General features: G+C 49.2%; 22 protein-coding genes. 1 reads left to right on the top strand and 21 read right to left on the bottom strand.

Annotation, left to right across the window (positions count from 1 at the left end):
• The 13 genes from RSA72_RS11645 to RSA72_RS11585 all read right to left on the bottom strand — a co-directional run.
• Positions 1–648 (bottom strand): DUF1176 domain-containing protein (locus RSA72_RS11645; RefSeq protein ID WP_332622714.1); only part of this gene is annotated, 648 nt, incomplete at its 3' end.
• 38 nt (positions 649–686) lie between these two features.
• A complete protein-coding gene (locus RSA72_RS11640; protein ID WP_332622713.1) occupies positions 687–1,091 on the bottom strand; it encodes an NUDIX hydrolase in 405 nt (134 codons plus the stop codon).
• A gap of 118 nt (positions 1,092–1,209) precedes the next feature.
• Positions 1,210–1,557, bottom strand: coding sequence for a nuclear transport factor 2 family protein (locus tag RSA72_RS11635; protein ID WP_332622712.1), 348 nt, complete (start codon positions 1,555–1,557; stop codon positions 1,210–1,212).
• Between the two features lie 191 nt (positions 1,558–1,748).
• On the bottom strand, positions 1,749–2,306 hold the full coding sequence (locus tag RSA72_RS11630; RefSeq protein WP_332622711.1) for a DUF2939 domain-containing protein: 558 nt from the start codon (positions 2,304–2,306) through the stop codon (positions 1,749–1,751).
• Between the two features lie 103 nt (positions 2,307–2,409).
• Entirely contained in the window at positions 2,410–2,754 is a 345-nt protein-coding gene (locus RSA72_RS11625; protein WP_332622710.1) for a YegP family protein, read from the bottom strand.
• A 234-nt stretch (positions 2,755–2,988) separates the two neighbouring features.
• Positions 2,989–3,354 (bottom strand): 5-carboxymethyl-2-hydroxymuconate Delta-isomerase, encoded by a 366-nt coding sequence (locus tag RSA72_RS11620; RefSeq protein WP_332622709.1) that lies wholly within the window; start codon positions 3,352–3,354, stop codon positions 2,989–2,991.
• 110 nt (positions 3,355–3,464) lie between these two features.
• Positions 3,465–3,809, bottom strand: a complete 345-nt coding sequence (locus tag RSA72_RS11615) for a zinc ribbon domain-containing protein YjdM (protein ID WP_068908481.1) — start codon at positions 3,807–3,809, stop codon at positions 3,465–3,467.
• A gap of 127 nt (positions 3,810–3,936) precedes the next feature.
• Positions 3,937–4,284: a DUF488 domain-containing protein gene (locus RSA72_RS11610; RefSeq protein ID WP_332622707.1), complete on the bottom strand. Its 348-nt coding sequence runs from the start codon at positions 4,282–4,284 to the stop codon at positions 3,937–3,939.
• Between the two features lie 12 nt (positions 4,285–4,296).
• A complete protein-coding gene (locus RSA72_RS11605) occupies positions 4,297–4,743 on the bottom strand; it encodes an SRPBCC family protein (protein WP_332622706.1) in 447 nt (148 codons plus the stop codon).
• Positions 4,744–4,799: 56 nt separating this feature from the next.
• The gene (locus RSA72_RS11600) at positions 4,800–5,207 is read right to left on the bottom strand and encodes a hypothetical protein (RefSeq protein WP_332622705.1); all 408 of its coding nucleotides are present in this window, start codon (positions 5,205–5,207) and stop codon (positions 4,800–4,802) included.
• Positions 5,208–5,321: 114 nt separating this feature from the next.
• The gene (locus tag RSA72_RS11595; protein WP_332622704.1) at positions 5,322–5,540 is read right to left on the bottom strand and encodes a hypothetical protein; all 219 of its coding nucleotides are present in this window, start codon (positions 5,538–5,540) and stop codon (positions 5,322–5,324) included.
• A gap of 129 nt (positions 5,541–5,669) precedes the next feature.
• A complete protein-coding gene (locus RSA72_RS11590) occupies positions 5,670–6,053 on the bottom strand; it encodes a ribonuclease E inhibitor RraB (RefSeq protein WP_332622703.1) in 384 nt (127 codons plus the stop codon).
• Between the two features lie 87 nt (positions 6,054–6,140).
• Complete coding sequence (locus RSA72_RS11585) at positions 6,141–7,082, bottom strand: hypothetical protein (RefSeq protein WP_332622702.1); 942 nt, start codon at positions 7,080–7,082, stop codon at positions 6,141–6,143.
• A gap of 218 nt (positions 7,083–7,300) precedes the next feature.
• Between RSA72_RS11585 and RSA72_RS11580 the strand changes: the two genes are divergently transcribed.
• A complete protein-coding gene (locus tag RSA72_RS11580) occupies positions 7,301–7,576 on the top strand; it encodes a hypothetical protein (protein WP_332622700.1) in 276 nt (91 codons plus the stop codon).
• A gap of 207 nt (positions 7,577–7,783) precedes the next feature.
• Here RSA72_RS11580 and RSA72_RS11575 read toward each other — a convergent pair whose 3' ends face one another.
• From RSA72_RS11575 to RSA72_RS11540, 8 genes are all read right to left on the bottom strand, one after another.
• Positions 7,784–8,452: a pseudouridine synthase gene (locus tag RSA72_RS11575; RefSeq protein ID WP_332622699.1), complete on the bottom strand. Its 669-nt coding sequence runs from the start codon at positions 8,450–8,452 to the stop codon at positions 7,784–7,786.
• A 131-nt stretch (positions 8,453–8,583) separates the two neighbouring features.
• A complete protein-coding gene (locus tag RSA72_RS11570) occupies positions 8,584–9,135 on the bottom strand; it encodes a hypothetical protein (protein ID WP_332622698.1) in 552 nt (183 codons plus the stop codon).
• Positions 9,136–9,231: 96 nt separating this feature from the next.
• On the bottom strand, positions 9,232–9,810 hold the full coding sequence (locus tag RSA72_RS11565) for a hypothetical protein (protein WP_332622697.1): 579 nt from the start codon (positions 9,808–9,810) through the stop codon (positions 9,232–9,234).
• A 532-nt stretch (positions 9,811–10,342) separates the two neighbouring features.
• Complete coding sequence (locus RSA72_RS11560) at positions 10,343–10,786, bottom strand: hypothetical protein (RefSeq protein ID WP_332622696.1); 444 nt, start codon at positions 10,784–10,786, stop codon at positions 10,343–10,345.
• A gap of 695 nt (positions 10,787–11,481) precedes the next feature.
• A complete protein-coding gene (locus RSA72_RS11555; RefSeq protein WP_332622695.1) occupies positions 11,482–12,186 on the bottom strand; it encodes a DUF1003 domain-containing protein in 705 nt (234 codons plus the stop codon).
• 48 nt (positions 12,187–12,234) lie between these two features.
• Positions 12,235–12,474, bottom strand: a complete 240-nt coding sequence (locus RSA72_RS11550; RefSeq protein WP_332622694.1) for a DUF6868 family protein — start codon at positions 12,472–12,474, stop codon at positions 12,235–12,237.
• Positions 12,475–12,647: 173 nt separating this feature from the next.
• Positions 12,648–13,268, bottom strand: a complete 621-nt coding sequence (locus RSA72_RS11545) for a hypothetical protein (protein WP_332622692.1) — start codon at positions 13,266–13,268, stop codon at positions 12,648–12,650.
• A gap of 217 nt (positions 13,269–13,485) precedes the next feature.
• The gene (locus RSA72_RS11540; RefSeq protein ID WP_332622691.1) at positions 13,486–13,692 is read right to left on the bottom strand and encodes a hypothetical protein; all 207 of its coding nucleotides are present in this window, start codon (positions 13,690–13,692) and stop codon (positions 13,486–13,488) included.
• Between the last annotated feature and the right edge of the window lie 414 nt (positions 13,693–14,106).

The following is a 14,106-nucleotide window of genomic DNA, read 5'->3' as shown; positions in this document are numbered from 1 at the left end:
AGCTTCAAATGCTATTAAAATGGGCTGAAATTTAATCTTATCTACTACAGCCCCATTTTTAATTTGAACCAGCGGCAAAGGCTGCATTGTTAAAACGCCCGCACTGGACTTCGCTCCTTTGCGCACCAGTGCGGATGGCGTATCCACACGCCTCTGGAAATCATCCATTTTCAGCAGCACCGCGCTGGCGCCGGCTGAAGAAAGCGCCCATTCAGCGTCATCGGCGGTCCAGATAACCGGCTGTGCGCTCTGCACGGCCTTCAGCAGGGCCTGCGCCTGCACAACTGAAAGCCTGCCTTCGCCTGAACGGGGATCTAAAGCCACAGTGCCGTAGCTGCGCCCCAGCATGGCAAGCTGCAGCGGCTTGCGCCGGGCAGGAATATGCGCCACATCAATTTTAACCCGCGCACTCACCGGCGCTTTGGCGCCCGCCGCCCGCTGTAGCAAAACCGAAACGGGGTGCACCACATGGTCTTCCGCCTGATAGCCGGCGGCCCGGCACACCCCAGTATTGTCGCAGGCCAGTTCCCAGTCTTTATGCAGAAAATGCAATCCTGTGATGGTACTTTCGGCGAGACTGAAGCCGCTGAACATCAGCAGGCCCAGCATCAGGCAGAACTGCAAATTGATCTTATTTTTTTTATTCATTGCATGCTCCTTCCCTATGGCATGGGACATCAGAACTATTAAAAACTGCGGCTCAGCACTGTCCCGTCAAAATGCAGGCAGTCATCTACCCGGATGCGCTGCACTGGGCTCAGTTCATCCAAATCAAACCAGCGCCAGGCGGAATGCTCAGCGCTGAGCTGAATCTGCGCATCATCGGCCAAATGGCAGCGGAAAATAAAAGCATGCGAGCTGACGGATGCGTGAAAATACACGCCTGACAGGTAATCCGCCCGCACCGCGCAGCCCAGTTCCTCGCGGCATTCGCGCAGCAGCGCCTGATGAATGGTTTCCCCCGGGTCTAAGCCGCCGCCGGGCAAGCCCCATTCCTTGCCGGCATAATCGGCTTTCAGCAGCAGCACCTGGCGCTGCGCATTCACAATGACTGCATGCGAACTCATTCTGTAAAAATCATGAAAGCTCATCACTGCTCCCCGCTGGCCTGCGCTTATTTCAGCTTATCAGCTTCCGCGCCGCCCTTTGCTTTTTATTTGCTTCGGCTGCGCCAGCGGAGGCGCCTCATCAGGCCGGCATCAAACTGCCCTAAGGCCTCCATTGCGCGGCCTGCCCCGACTGCATATCCACCGGCATTGAAATATGCTGATGCACAATTTTCCATTGATGGCGCTTTTTTCTTGCGCAGAGCATTGTTCTGCACCACGGAATATCCGGCGCAGGCGCGCCACTCTCGGCATCCACCTTGGAATAGCAGGAAACAAAGGCCAAGTCCGGCGCCGCATGCACATTCAGATGATCGCGGAAAACGCGGAGGCCCGCCCTTAAATAAGCGAGGCCGCGCTCCCAAAGCTGCTGATCAGCTGCGATGCCGCTCATTTGCGTGCTGACATCTGCGCTGCAATGCACAATAATTTCATGCAGATCCAGCTGCAAAGCGCCTGGTCTCAATCCCTAAGAACAGCAATGACTTCCTGCCCCGCTTGCAGGTCTCCCGTCACCTTCACAACGCGCTCCAATGCTAAAAATGTTGCCGGCTTGATTGGCCGTCCCTGTCAGCAGCGCTCTCCCTTTTCCAATTAGAATGTTTATGTCTTTAAATTATATTGATTTTTAATAAAAATCGGCTAATCCGGCAATTGCACCGCAACAATTTTCCAGTGCAAGCCTGTGCGCGCCATTTCAAAACGCGTGAGCTTGCCAGAATCTGCCGGCACCGCAATTTCAAAACGGTTCCAGCCGCTATAATGCGCCTTCACCCTGGCCTGATTAGCAGCGGGGGCGGCGCTTGCCGGCCGGGACGGCGGCGCCAAATCCTGCGCCGGCAGCAGCGCGTCAAAATCGACTGTATCCTTGAGTTCTTTGCCCTGCATCAGCAGCATCAGCGTTTGCTCATTCACCGCAGCATCGGCAGCGCGGGCGCTTAGGGCAGCGCTGAGCCGGCCGCCCCACGGCTGCAAAGGCTCAGGCAAATGCTCCAGCCCGGCAGCGTCTTGCAGGCGCTGCTGGATTTGCGGCTGCAGGCTGGCCTTAACCTGCGCAAAATCAATATATTCAGCCATGCCGGCGGCGTCATTGCGCTGATAGGCTTGATTGATTTGGCGCAGCGCCCAGTAAGGCGATGCAAAAAACAGCGAGGCGCCCGCCAGCACGGCGCCTGCAATCAGGGATGTTAAAGCTTTCATATATTCATTGCGCCGCTGTAAAAAAAAGCATGCTTTAGAACATGCTCTTCAGGGTGATTTGTACCGCCTGATGCCCTGCCGCGGCATCAGGCGCATGCACAGCTTACTCAGCTAAATCCGTCAAGTCTTTAACTGCGGCGCTGCTGCCGTTATTCTTCACCGATTCAATGCCTTTGTCACGTGACTGCTCGCTGCCGTAGAACTGGCTGGTGCCGATAATCTGATGATTGGCCGCCTTTAAATTGAAATAAGGCTTGCCGTTTTTCGCTTCCAGACGCTCATAGCGGGCATCGTCCGGGCTATTTTTCTGCACGGACTCAATGCCGTTGTGCGCTGACGCTTTGGTTTTATACAGCTCGCTGTTTAAAATAACTTCGCCATTGCCCGCCTTTAAAACAAAACGGTACTGGCTATCCTTTGCCTGACTGATTTCATACCAACCTGCCATTTCACACCTCTTCCGATGATAAAATTTATTGTGGATAGAATGATGCTGCCTAAAAATTATTCTATTTATATGAATATAATTGAACTTAATTGCCGAAAACAGCATTTTTTTCACTGTGGCGCCAGCAATTTCCTGCTGTTTCAAGTCGCATTAAAATCTTATTATTTTTCAATATGCTGTACTGCCAACCCAAGCAAAAAATACGGCGCTGGGCCGCATTTTCATCTGCGCAGGCTATTTCACAACCTGCTTGCTGTAAGTTTCCTTATTCATTTCAAGCATTTCCACACAGAGTTGAATGCTCAGCCCTGCCCGCGCCGGAACATGCTGCTGCAGCGCAGCCAGCAGCAACGCCGAAATTTCCTGCTGCGCCGCCAGGCTTCTGCCGGCCAGCAGCGAAACTTTGGCATGCACATAGGCCTGGCCACTGTCCTGCTCTAGGCCAATCACATAATCCTGATGGCAAACGGCGCGGCTTTTAATATCCAGCGCAGCGCCGGCATGGCCGGACTGAAAAAATGCGCGGTTGAGCGCCAGCAGCACAGGCTTTGCATCGAAGGGCTGCAGGTTGTCTGAATATTCTAAATGGATATGCGGCATGGTCTGAATCATCTTAAAAACGTAGAAGCATTATGCCCTGCCCAATAAAAAATGCGTGGCCTGACTTGCATCAGGCCGCGCATTTTTCAGGCGGAAGCTGAAATGGAGCCTCAGGCTTTTTTCACATATTCAGATTTTAGTTTCATCGGGCCAATGCCGTCAATTTTGCAGTCAATATCATGGCCGTCAGAAGCGTCCGGCAACAGGCGGATATTCTTCACTTTGGTGCCGACTTTCACAACCGAAGATGAGCCTTTGATTTTTAAATCTTTAATGACTGTTACAGTGTCGCCGTCCGCCAGCGCATTGCCGTTGGCATCTTTAATAGCAGCTTGCGCATCTGCGGAAGCTTCTTCCCCTTCTTTCCACTCATGCGCGCATTCTGGGCAAATCAGCAGGCTGCCGTCTTCATAGGCATATTCGGACTGGCATTTTGGGCAATTGGGTAAAGACATAAAAAAAACCTCAAAAAATAAAAGGGGCAGCAGCTCTGCCCAAAATGCCACTATAGCATTTTTCTTTTTTCACCCGCTGAAAACACTTAATTTTTTTAGGGTTATTTGCCGGCCATTCCTGTGCCCGCTATACCTCCAGAACCCGCTTCAGCACCTCAGCATGGTTTTTGCCTGCATTTTTGGCAGCGGTCAGCAGGGTGACTTTTTCCTGCCGCGCCAGATCGCGCAGCTGCTGCAGCGCCTCCTGCTGTTCAGCCAGTTCCGCCTGATAGCGCCGCTGAAATTCGTCCCAGCGCTGCTCTATATCTTCATGATACCACTGGCGCAGCGCATTGGACGGGGTCAGCTCCTTAGGCCAGAAGTCCAGCTGCGCCTGCGCCTTGCTGACGCCTCTGGGCCAGAGCCGGTCAACCAGAATCCGCTTGCCGTCTGCAGCGCCGATAGCTTCATAAACCCGCTTAATCTGGATTTTCATGGCTGGCCCCTGCTACTCATCCGGAATAGCGGGGTTCACCAGAAAAGACAGCAGCTGCAGCGATTCCTGCCAGCCCAGATAGCAGGCATCCGGCGGGATCACGCTCGGCAGGCCAGCCTGGGTAATTTTAAGCGCTGTGCCGACGCTGACTTCTTTCAGCTCAATGGTCACGTCTATTTCACCCGCCAGCTCCGGCATGTCAAACTGGTCGGTGTAGCGCAGCAGCTGGTTCTGCACCACTTGGTGGTAATTCCCATGAAATGAATGCCTGGTTCCTGTGGAAAAATTGGTAAATGACATGCGGTAGCTGCCGCCCGTGCGCACATCTGAATGCTCTACATGCGCGGTAAAGCCGTGCGGCGCCATCCATTTCACCAGGGCATCGGGATCTGTAAATGCGCGGAATACCCGCTCCGGCGGGGCGCTGAACACGCGGTGCAGCCGTACTGTATTGCTCATTCCTGTTCACCGTTTGGGCTGTTTTTTTTGAATTTAGCCCGATGCCCAAGCCCTGTCTATGCCATTTCTGTACGCGCAGCGGCGGCAGGCGCAGCTGCCGTTTTGCGGATCTGAATGCGCTTTTGAATGTCCTGCACAACATAGCCCGGCGCAATGCTGAACAGGATCATTTCCAGCTCATAAGGCTTTTGCCGCGGCGTATCCGGATGGCTCACCAGCGCCTTGATCAAATTGCACAGCGCAAGGTAGGCCTGAGGCTTCGGCACATAGGCGCGGGTGCAGCCCATCAGGTTGAAAATTGTCTGCTGCTCAAACTTCTGCAGCTGCGCATTGCGCGATACCGGCTGCGGGAAAAATTCCAAATCCAGATCATGCGCGAAGATCAGCCAATTCAGGCTGTAAGCGGCTCTGGCATCATAAATCACATAATCGTCCGGCATTAAAAAAGACGAAACTTCAGACAAATACGGCAGCCGATCATAGCGTTTTGAAGACGGCTCCGCGGCCGCCAGCGCCTCTAAAAACTGCAGGATTTTCCGGTCTTTCTGCGGATTCTGCCTGAATGACTTGATGCCGCCCTATTGCTGAATCAGCCAGTAATGCGCGCGCAGCTGTGGATCTGACTGCAGCTGCGGCGCATAATGCTCTTTCAGATAGACATTCTGCTTGAAACAGTCGCCGGCGAAATCAGGCACGGCAATCAGGCAATCCTCTGGAACCGGCCATTCAAACTGGCCTTGCAGATTTTCTTCCTCAACAATTTGCTGCAGCGCCGCCGGCTTTAAAAGATCCCGCATCAATCGGCTCCGCCTCTTTCGATCATGCTCAATGCCGGCCATCGTATCCTTTTATTGCGGTTCCGGCGCTTACAGCAAAAAGCCCGGCGTTTTTCCTGCCGGGCCTTATTCAGCGCGAAGCTTCAGGCATCAGTCCGCTTTTTCCTCTTCATCCGCTTCTTCAATTTCATCGTCATAGACATAGGCCATGCAGCCCCAGCCGTCATATTCACCGCCAAACTGGCCGGCGATTTTGCTGAACCATTCTTCCAGGTCAACAATGTCCGCATACTCCGGCTCCATATAGACATAGATGGTGATGATCCATTCCCCGGTTTCTTCATCTTCAAACAGGCTGATTTTCTGCTCTTCTTTCAGCAGGTACACCGCGCACTGATCGGCTTTTTCTTCCTGCTGGAACGCAATCGAATATTCAATTTCATGCGCTGCGGTTAGATCATCGCCATCATTGTGCATCTGCCACAGCACATTGCCGTTATCATCATCTGGGAACTGCTGGTAGTCGCGTGTCATACATTGTCCTTATGGTGCTTTACTGTTTTTGCTGCATTTAGCTTAGCCGATATTTGCTGCGGTTTGGAGATTTATTGCACAGCCCATTCAATTCAGAATTTTTTCGGCTTCTTCCTGCACGCTGTGCGCTTTTGCGGCCTGCAGCAGGGCCGCAAATTTCAGCTCTTCCAGCCTTAAATTTAAATAAGATTCATAGATATGTGAATGGCTGAAGTGGTTGCCGTGAAAGTTGATCAGCAGATAATCATCCTGCAGGGCCTGCAGCAGCTGCCCCAGATTCGCACCGTCCAGCTGCGCCAAATACAGATCGGCCTTGCTGTTGAAGGCCAGCGTGACCAGCGCGCTGAAAGCCAGACAGCGGCTTTCATCCACATAATGGCATTCGGCCACCTGGCCGCTGGCATTGGCCGCCTGAATTTTGCTCCTGACCGCCTGCAGATGCCGGGCGCCATCGGCTTCTGAGTAGCCGCCAATCAGCTGCTCCATCAGGCGCGGCTGCGGGAAAAAATACTGCTGCTGATAGCCGCAGATCTTCCGCTCCAGCGCCTGCACAATGCCGCTGCGCTCCTGCAGGGCCTGCGCCTGCGCATAATAATCTTTGAGTTTTTCCTGCGCTTTGCGCTCTATGCTGTCCTGCGCCTGCTGCTGATGCTGCGCTAAAAAGGCTTTAACCTGCGCAATGATCTCTTTTATTTCGTCCAGCATGATTTCCGCGTTCAGCTTGGTCATTTCAATAAAGCTGTCGGCCTGCAGCCTGCGGTTCAGCACATACTGCTCAATGTCTAAAACATGCTGGTACTGGCTGAATTTATTCAGCTGCACCTTCAGGCTGCTGGCCTGAATGCGCAGCTGGGTAATTTCATAGTTCAGCTCGCCGGACTGCGCTTCATGCCGGCTCAGCTCATTGCGCGCGCGGTTGAAGTTCTCCTGCAGACCCTGCAGCAGCTGCTGCTTATGCTGCAGCTGCCTGCATGCATACAGCAGGCCGGCAAGCGCTGCCGCCAGCATAATGAGAAGAATATTTGACATCGCGATTCCCCTGCTTAGCGCATTTGGCCGCAGCAGCGCCCCATGCGGATTATTTTTTATACGGCATGACTCCATCATCATTCGCCATATTTTAAGCCTTGCCAATCTAAATATGACCAGTGGCGGATCAGCAGGATTTTAACCAGACTGCTGTTTTTGATCTTTATTTTTGTCCTGAAGCGTATTTTCAGCGGTTTTGGAAACATTTGGAAAAATAAATGCTGTTTTTAAATTGCTTCGGTTTTACCGGATTCATCTTTCCATGCAGGCTTGGCATGATTTTCAGTTTAATTTTAAGCTGGTTTTATGCAAAAAGCGCTGTACTTTTAGCATCTTGGCGCAAGACGCTGCGCGATTTATCCTCATTGCGGCTGTATAGTTTCTGGATACGCGAGTGCGGTATGGACAGCAAAAGACTTTTGCCTGTTTTTATAAATAAACAGCAGGCCTTTTCAAAGCAGGGCCTAGCCTGCACAAAGGGTTTAAACTTTTAAAGCAAAAATGAGGCCGTACATGCGCTGAAACATAAGAGCGCGCAAATCATCGGTCTTTTTGCATCAAAAAATCTATATAATTGTTTATATTAAATATTTTAACTCTACTTCAAACAAGCTATACGATAGTGATGCAGGTCAAAATGCGGGACAGCGCTGCCTGCTGCCCGGCTTTTCAGCGCATTATCCAGCGGCTGCGCCGGCGCTTTAAAACGGCACATGGCCTTTAATTTCTATATCTTTGCCGCTTAAAGGCTGGGTAAAGGCCAAATAGCTGGCATGCAGCGCCATGCGCTTCAGCGGGCTTTGCGCAGCCTGCGGATGATAGATTTTATCACCGGTAATGGGATGGCCGATATGCATCATATGCACGCGCAGCTGATGTGAACGCCCGGTAATTGGCGTCAGCAGCACGCGGCTGATGCCTTCCGTCTCTGAATAATGCAATGCCTGATACAGGGTCTGCGCAGGCTTGCCCAGTTCATAATGCACCATTTGGCGCGGACGGTTTTCCCAGTCGGCAATCAGCGGCTCATTCACGCTGCCTGCGCCTTCCAGCCAGCCCTGCACCAGCGCAATATAGTTTTTCTTGACGGTTCTAGCCTGAAACATTTTGCTGACTGCCACTTCGGCAGCGCGGTGCTTGGCAAACATTAAAATGCCTGAGGTCGCCATGTCTAAGCGGTGGGTAATTTTCGCCTGCGGATATTGCGCCAAAACCCGCAGGTAGGCGCTGTCATGATGCTCCGGCAGGCGCCCCGGAACGGACAGCAGGCCTGCAGGCTTTTCAATCACCACCAGATCATCATCTTCATAGACAATGGCAAGCGCTTCTTGCGGAGGCTGATATACAAAACTGTTGTCTAAAGGAGGCATAAGGGCGCAGCGCTGCGGGAGAATGCGCGCAAAATATCAAGCTCCAGTCCGGCTGTCAATTCCGCGCGCCGGATGCAGAAAAACGCAGAAGAAAGAGCAAGGCGCCGGCGCAAAGGGCGATGCAGCCGCGCTTAGCGTTTTTTGGCCAGCCCAGCCTGCAGGCCTTTAATCATGCCGTCCAGCTTGTCTGAAAACATCAGCTTATAGCTGTCCTGATAAGGCTTCAGCGTCACAATCTGCATGGAATTAAACTCAATATTTTCAACACTCGCATACTGCCGGACCAGCAGATGAATGGCATCCCCCTCCTTGACGCTGCCGACAATTTTCGAATGAGTGAAATGAATATCTTCAGACTTCATCAGCTTGCCGATTGCGCCCAGCATTTGCCGCGCAAACGGCTCAGCCGGCATCGCCTTAAGCGCATCCAGAGAAACCGGCTCTCCCCAGAAAGCCTGCATCAGCTGCTGATCCCCTGCCTTTTCAAACAGCATGATAAAGGCGCTTTTAAATTTATTCAGCTCATCCGGATGAAAATAGCCAGCCGTTCCCGCCAGGCCGCTTTTATTGGCCACATCCAAATACGCGGCCGTGACCTGTTCCGGCGTCTGCTGCGCAAAAGCAGGCGTCAGGCCCAGCAGCGAAAAGCCCAATACTAAAAGGTACAGATATTTTTTCATCATGCAAAACCTTCCATGCGCATAGGCTGAATGCCTGCAACATTAAATTATTAATTATTTCAAAGATTAAGATATTATATTTCGAAAATTAAAGCAGCTTTAGCCCGGAGCATCCGCCAAAGCGGGAAATTCCACATTTTCCAGATACACTGAAAAATCATGCGTATATTCATAATTGTCGGTATAAGCAGGCGCAATTTTCCCTGTCCAGCGGATATTGAATAAGCCTGCACCGGCTGCCTTTTCAAACTTGATGCGGTGCTTAGCGGCCGAATCATGGCCCAGCAGATAGATATGAAACGCCAGATCGTCCCAGTCCTCCGCCTGTTCGGGCGCAGGGTCTACGGAAAACTCCCTGCCGTCAAAAAATTCCGGGCAATATTCCTTCCGGCTGCACGCCTTAAAGCCCCGGCTCTGCCAGTAGGTGCTGGACAAAGTACATGCATGATAATTTTCCCAGACAATCGGCGCTTCCCAGTCTGATGCATATTCCACGCCCTCTGCATCTGCATCCCCCATGCTGCTGTCAATGTCGCGCTCGCTGTAATAGTCCGCAGACTTTAAATGCAGATCGAACCAGACTTCGCCATTGATCAGGCGCGCTGACCATTGAAATTCTTTAACAGGGTGGCCTTCCGGCCAGGGATTGCCGGCAAAATAAATCCGATTGGGCTGCATGCTGTTGTCCGCGCTGGGTGTTTTTTAGCATTCTAGCGGATTCATGCTGATTTATAAATATTTGTATAGTAAAGAAATTTCACAGGGTGCAAGAGAAAACTGCATGTTTGCTTCAACTGCCGTGGCTGGGTAAGCCCTGACCTTTCGCCTATAAACTTGTGATCTATAGCGTCCTAAGCCGAATCGAGACCTTTTGGGTGAGTACTGCACTCGCGTTTTGCGCCGCCCGCAGCATGCTGCTCTTTCCGATCTCTGCTGCACCTTGGACGCTATATTAGCCAGCGCGCAGCGGGATTGTTTCCCTGAAAAAAACCGATTCAGCGTGATTTTAAGAAAATTTTCCGGATAATTTATTATTGTGAAAAATTTTACCAACAGCATAAATTAAGCGCATCTTTTACTGCATATATGGCCTGATTTCAGGAATTTTTTCTTTCACCCAGCCTGCTCTCCGCCCTTGCAGCAGGCGCAGCCATACAGCTGCCCGCACCGCGGAAATCCGCATTCTCTGCCCCGCTGCGCGCAAATCCGCTTATGAAACTGTTTCAGCATTATTCTGCAGATAATCCTGCTTAAGCTCATCCAGCTGCTGCCGGCTGAATGCTTCCAAATAGCTGCGGGTGGCGGACAGGCTTAAATGCCTGAACTGCACATAATCGGCAGTCTGGTATTTCAGCAGCCCGAATAAATTTTTCTGCACCGCCTGCACTTCTATATCGCTTTCAAAATTGAAGGCCAGCTCGCCGGTGTCCGGCAGTTCAATCAGGCTAATTTGCACGGCCTGATTGGATGCCTGATGCGTCACTGTAAAAACCGCTTTTCCGCCGCGCATTTGCAGCATCAGGATCTGCAGCTGTTTCCAGTTCATGGCATTGAATTTCGCCATTATTTCTTGCGCTGTCATCTCTTCCATGAATTCAGCTTCTTCATCCGAATGGTGGTGCGGATAGCGGATTTCCAGATCAAATGCTGTCATTGTTATTGTGCTCTTTTTGAATGATCTGCTTGAATTTTACCAAAGGTTAGAAAATATGCATCATTTTGTTTTTAAATGCATAATCTGAATGCATCATGCTGAAAAAGCGCAATATGCATACTGTTTCACATTTACAAATTGAAGATTGATGCTATGCACAAATAGTGCGCCTGCGGATGCCCTGCGGTAAGGGAGTGAATATTCTCAATGCTGATCTGGAGCGGGAAGTTCTGGCGGCGGCACCTGAATTTTTATTCTGCTGAATGAATTGTTTTAAACGGTGAATTCTGAGGGCGGTGTAAGAGAAAACTGAATCGTTTACTTCAACTATCATGACTGGGTAAGCCCTGATCTTATAGCCTATAAACTTGTGATCTATAGCGTCCTAAGCCGAATCGAGACCTTGTGGGTAAGTACTGCACTCGCGTTTTGCGCCGCTCACAGCATGCTGCTCTTTTCGATCTCTGTCACACCCTTGAAATCTATAGTAGCCAAAGCGCTGAGGGATTAATTTCCGAAGATTCATCAATTTTCAAATATTTTAGAAAAATATTCCGCGCAAATGCAGCTACAAAGTATTTTTTCCCAATTGGCGTTAAAATGCAGTTTTTTATTGCATTAAAAAGCGATTCAATAGGAATATTTTCTCAGAATACAGTATTTCATGCAGCCGAATTGCCGCCCTGCCATGCGGTTTATTCCCTCTTTTTGCTCATTTCCGAGAGCAAATCCAGCTGTATCTCCTGAATTTTCGCCAGCCTGTCCCACTGGTGCATCAGCAGATGGTCAATTTTTTCATGCAGGTTACGGATTTCCAGCTCGGCTTTTAAGTTGACCTGATAATCATTTTCCGAGCGCAGGCGGTCTTTGGCTTCCTGCCGGTTCTGGCTCATCATGATCACCGGCGCCTGGATGGCCGCCAGGCAGGACAGTATCAGATTCAGCAGAATAAAAGGATAAGGGTCTGCGGGATGCTTCATCATCACCACGGTATTGACCAGAATCCAAATCACTAAAAAAGTAGCAAAGCAGATCAGGAATGCCCAGCTGCCGCCGAAAGAGGCGATTTTATCCGCCAGCCGTTCGCCGAATGTCCAGTTCTGATCAAGCCTGCTTTCTACGTTTTTGCTGATCAGCTCATGCTGCCGCATGCTGTGGATGACTTCGTATTCCAGATTTGAAACCTCGCCCTGCTCCGAGCTGAGAATAGACTGCACATACTGCATGCGGTATTTGGTTAAATCCGGCTGGCAGATGTAGTCCTGCGCATTCCACTGCGGAAAGTCCCGGGCGATTTCTTCTGTAATGACTTTGCGCACCGTTCCCATCGGAATCAGGCTTTTGAGCGGAAAGCTTTTCCTGCAGACCATGCATGGCTGATATTCGGTTTTTCCATTCATCGCTGCGCCCTCTTGAAGTTTTTGATTTCTGTGCATCTGCTGATATCTTCAAAGCAATTTTAGCGCAATATACGGCGCAAGGTTCAGCAGCAGTATGCCGATTTTATACGCGGCCATGCTGCCGTAATGGATTGCGTCAAAGCTGCCATCAGACAGCTTGAACCATTGGCCATGCAGGCTTTTCATCCAGCCTTTGGCGAAAACAAAGGCCAGAAACCAGATGATGAGAATGGCGTAGTTGAAGAGCATGCTGTAGAGCAGAAAGTCTGCAAGCTGGGTGATGTTCATGCCGTTTTCCTGCGGTCTTTTACTGCTGTTATTTTAACCTTTTTTAGCTGATGCAGCGCTTAAAGTTCTGACAGATTCTGAATAGATAGCTTGGCGTGGCATTACTCTTGTACCATTTGACTTTAAATCAACAGCATTTTAATAATTTATCTACTATTCACCTTATTAAAACATCATAAAATTTCAATAAGCTCGATATGCTGATTTACCGACCAGTCTTTTGGGTGGGGAATTTTAGCTAAGAATACCGCTGCATCATCACCTTTTGTTAAAGTCTTAAGCGTCTGCTCAGCCCAAGTATTCATTTTACTTAGCGGATCCAAACTCATGACAAACAGCTTATTCTTGGCTTTAGCTAATGCTAACTTGTTCATATCTACTAATAATGCACGTGAATCTTTTAACTGAAATTCACTTTCTACAATCCAAATAGCTTTTTCAATAGCTTTAAGCATTCCATCAGTAGCTTTGGCATTGCGCCAACCGCTTGCTGTATTTAGCTCCAACATTTTTGCCACGACAATATCAAATAAAAACTCATTTAATCCAAAAACTTGCCTATCTTTATCATTGCCTCTATAAAAAGCTAAAAATTTATCTTCTGCTATAGAATGATTGTCTTTTGAAACTTGCAGTAATTGCTTTGCCAGACAGTTAATCCACTCTCGGCTGCGGTTCGCATGACATCTGGTTAAATTATCTTGAGGGCCTTGTTCAAGCTCAAATTGCTGACATTCTTGTATAGCTTGGGAAAATGACCGCTGTATAACTTGATATAACTGATCTCTTGTCATTATTACTTAATAAAAAATTAAATTAAAATAAAAGCTTACCACTATTTTTATTGAAATAAAATTCAAAAAATATAGTTTTTATCAAAAGCTTTTATTTGGGCTTAGATAGCTTGGCCCAGCTTTATTTTTATGATTCAGACATATCGAAATATCCTTTCCAGCAGGAAAAACTCCGCCAGTCAGGCGGAGTTTTATTTTCATCCTTTTTAAGCCGGCATTATACGCTGCAGCACTTGCCGCAGCCTTCGACTTTTTCTCTCGGCCAATTCATTCTGGCGCGCTTATAGGCCAGCTCGTAATTTGCAAAATAGCCAATCAGAATCTGATCATCAAATTTCGGCATGTCCTCACAGCCTTGGTTTCCATTATGTATCAAGTGTACGCCTTTGGCTGTCGGCTGTTCATCTACAATAAATTTTATCATTCACAGTTCCCCGGTATTTTTTTTAGCAAGTTCAACTACAAACAAAACCATATAAAAAGTAGGACTTTTAAATCCCATATTAAAATTATGTCTTTATTGGGTAAAAATCAACCGCTAGTTTTGGTTATTACAATCTTTTTTGCATTTTTTTATTGTTATATAAAACAGTCTTTTATTTCTCTGCTGGATTGGGTTTATTTGGTAAAGTTCAAAACACTGCTCTCTGCAAGCGCCAATAAAAAGCCCCATCGTGTGACGGGGCTTTTGTTCAAAACAGAGGGTAACTGTTTTATATGCGCAGCTTAGGCAATTTTGTTGTTAAATAGATTGCCAAGGCATTTGGTACACGGGGGTAAGCGGTCTGTACCAATTTCTAAGTAGACGCGGTGTCCGCATTGAACACAAAAATAGAAG

The organism is Acinetobacter sp., from assembly GCF_036659555.1.
In the GTDB taxonomy this organism is placed as follows: Bacteria; Pseudomonadota; Gammaproteobacteria; order Pseudomonadales; family Moraxellaceae; genus Acinetobacter.
The sequence above is the reverse complement of the archived record's forward strand: the minus strand, read 5'-3'. Positions and strand labels throughout refer to the sequence as shown.

What these genes read in the sequence shown, in the direction of transcription:
- RSA72_RS11640 (WP_332622713.1), bottom strand. Translation starts at nt 1,091, where the DNA reads ATGAGCTTTCATGATTTTTACAGAATGAGTTCGCATGCAGTCATTGTG.
- RSA72_RS11630 (WP_332622711.1), bottom strand. Translation starts at nt 2,306, where the DNA reads ATGAAAGCTTTAACATCCCTGATTGCAGGCGCCGTGCTGGCGGGCGCC.
- RSA72_RS11625 (WP_332622710.1), bottom strand. Translation starts at nt 2,754, where the DNA reads ATGGCAGGTTGGTATGAAATCAGTCAGGCAAAGGATAGCCAGTACCGT.
- RSA72_RS11620 (WP_332622709.1), bottom strand. Translation starts at nt 3,354, where the DNA reads ATGCCGCATATCCATTTAGAATATTCAGACAACCTGCAGCCCTTCGAT.
- RSA72_RS11615 (WP_068908481.1), bottom strand. Translation starts at nt 3,809, where the DNA reads ATGTCTTTACCCAATTGCCCAAAATGCCAGTCCGAATATGCCTATGAA.
- RSA72_RS11610 (WP_332622707.1), bottom strand. Translation starts at nt 4,284, where the DNA reads ATGAAAATCCAGATTAAGCGGGTTTATGAAGCTATCGGCGCTGCAGAC.
- RSA72_RS11605 (WP_332622706.1), bottom strand. Translation starts at nt 4,743, where the DNA reads ATGAGCAATACAGTACGGCTGCACCGCGTGTTCAGCGCCCCGCCGGAG.
- RSA72_RS11595 (WP_332622704.1), bottom strand. Translation starts at nt 5,540, where the DNA reads ATGCGGGATCTTTTAAAGCCGGCGGCGCTGCAGCAAATTGTTGAGGAA.
- RSA72_RS11590 (WP_332622703.1), bottom strand. Translation starts at nt 6,053, where the DNA reads ATGACACGCGACTACCAGCAGTTCCCAGATGATGATAACGGCAATGTG.
- RSA72_RS11585 (WP_332622702.1), bottom strand. Translation starts at nt 7,082, where the DNA reads ATGTCAAATATTCTTCTCATTATGCTGGCGGCAGCGCTTGCCGGCCTG.
- RSA72_RS11580 (WP_332622700.1), top strand. Translation starts at nt 7,301, where the DNA reads ATGCTGTTTTTAAATTGCTTCGGTTTTACCGGATTCATCTTTCCATGC.
- RSA72_RS11575 (WP_332622699.1), bottom strand. Translation starts at nt 8,452, where the DNA reads ATGCCTCCTTTAGACAACAGTTTTGTATATCAGCCTCCGCAAGAAGCG.
- RSA72_RS11570 (WP_332622698.1), bottom strand. Translation starts at nt 9,135, where the DNA reads ATGATGAAAAAATATCTGTACCTTTTAGTATTGGGCTTTTCGCTGCTG.
- RSA72_RS11565 (WP_332622697.1), bottom strand. Translation starts at nt 9,810, where the DNA reads ATGCAGCCCAATCGGATTTATTTTGCCGGCAATCCCTGGCCGGAAGGC.
- RSA72_RS11560 (WP_332622696.1), bottom strand. Translation starts at nt 10,786, where the DNA reads ATGACAGCATTTGATCTGGAAATCCGCTATCCGCACCACCATTCGGAT.
- RSA72_RS11555 (WP_332622695.1), bottom strand. Translation starts at nt 12,186, where the DNA reads ATGAATGGAAAAACCGAATATCAGCCATGCATGGTCTGCAGGAAAAGC.
- RSA72_RS11550 (WP_332622694.1), bottom strand. Translation starts at nt 12,474, where the DNA reads ATGAACATCACCCAGCTTGCAGACTTTCTGCTCTACAGCATGCTCTTC.
- RSA72_RS11545 (WP_332622692.1), bottom strand. Translation starts at nt 13,268, where the DNA reads ATGACAAGAGATCAGTTATATCAAGTTATACAGCGGTCATTTTCCCAA.
- RSA72_RS11540 (WP_332622691.1), bottom strand. Translation starts at nt 13,692, where the DNA reads ATGATAAAATTTATTGTAGATGAACAGCCGACAGCCAAAGGCGTACAC.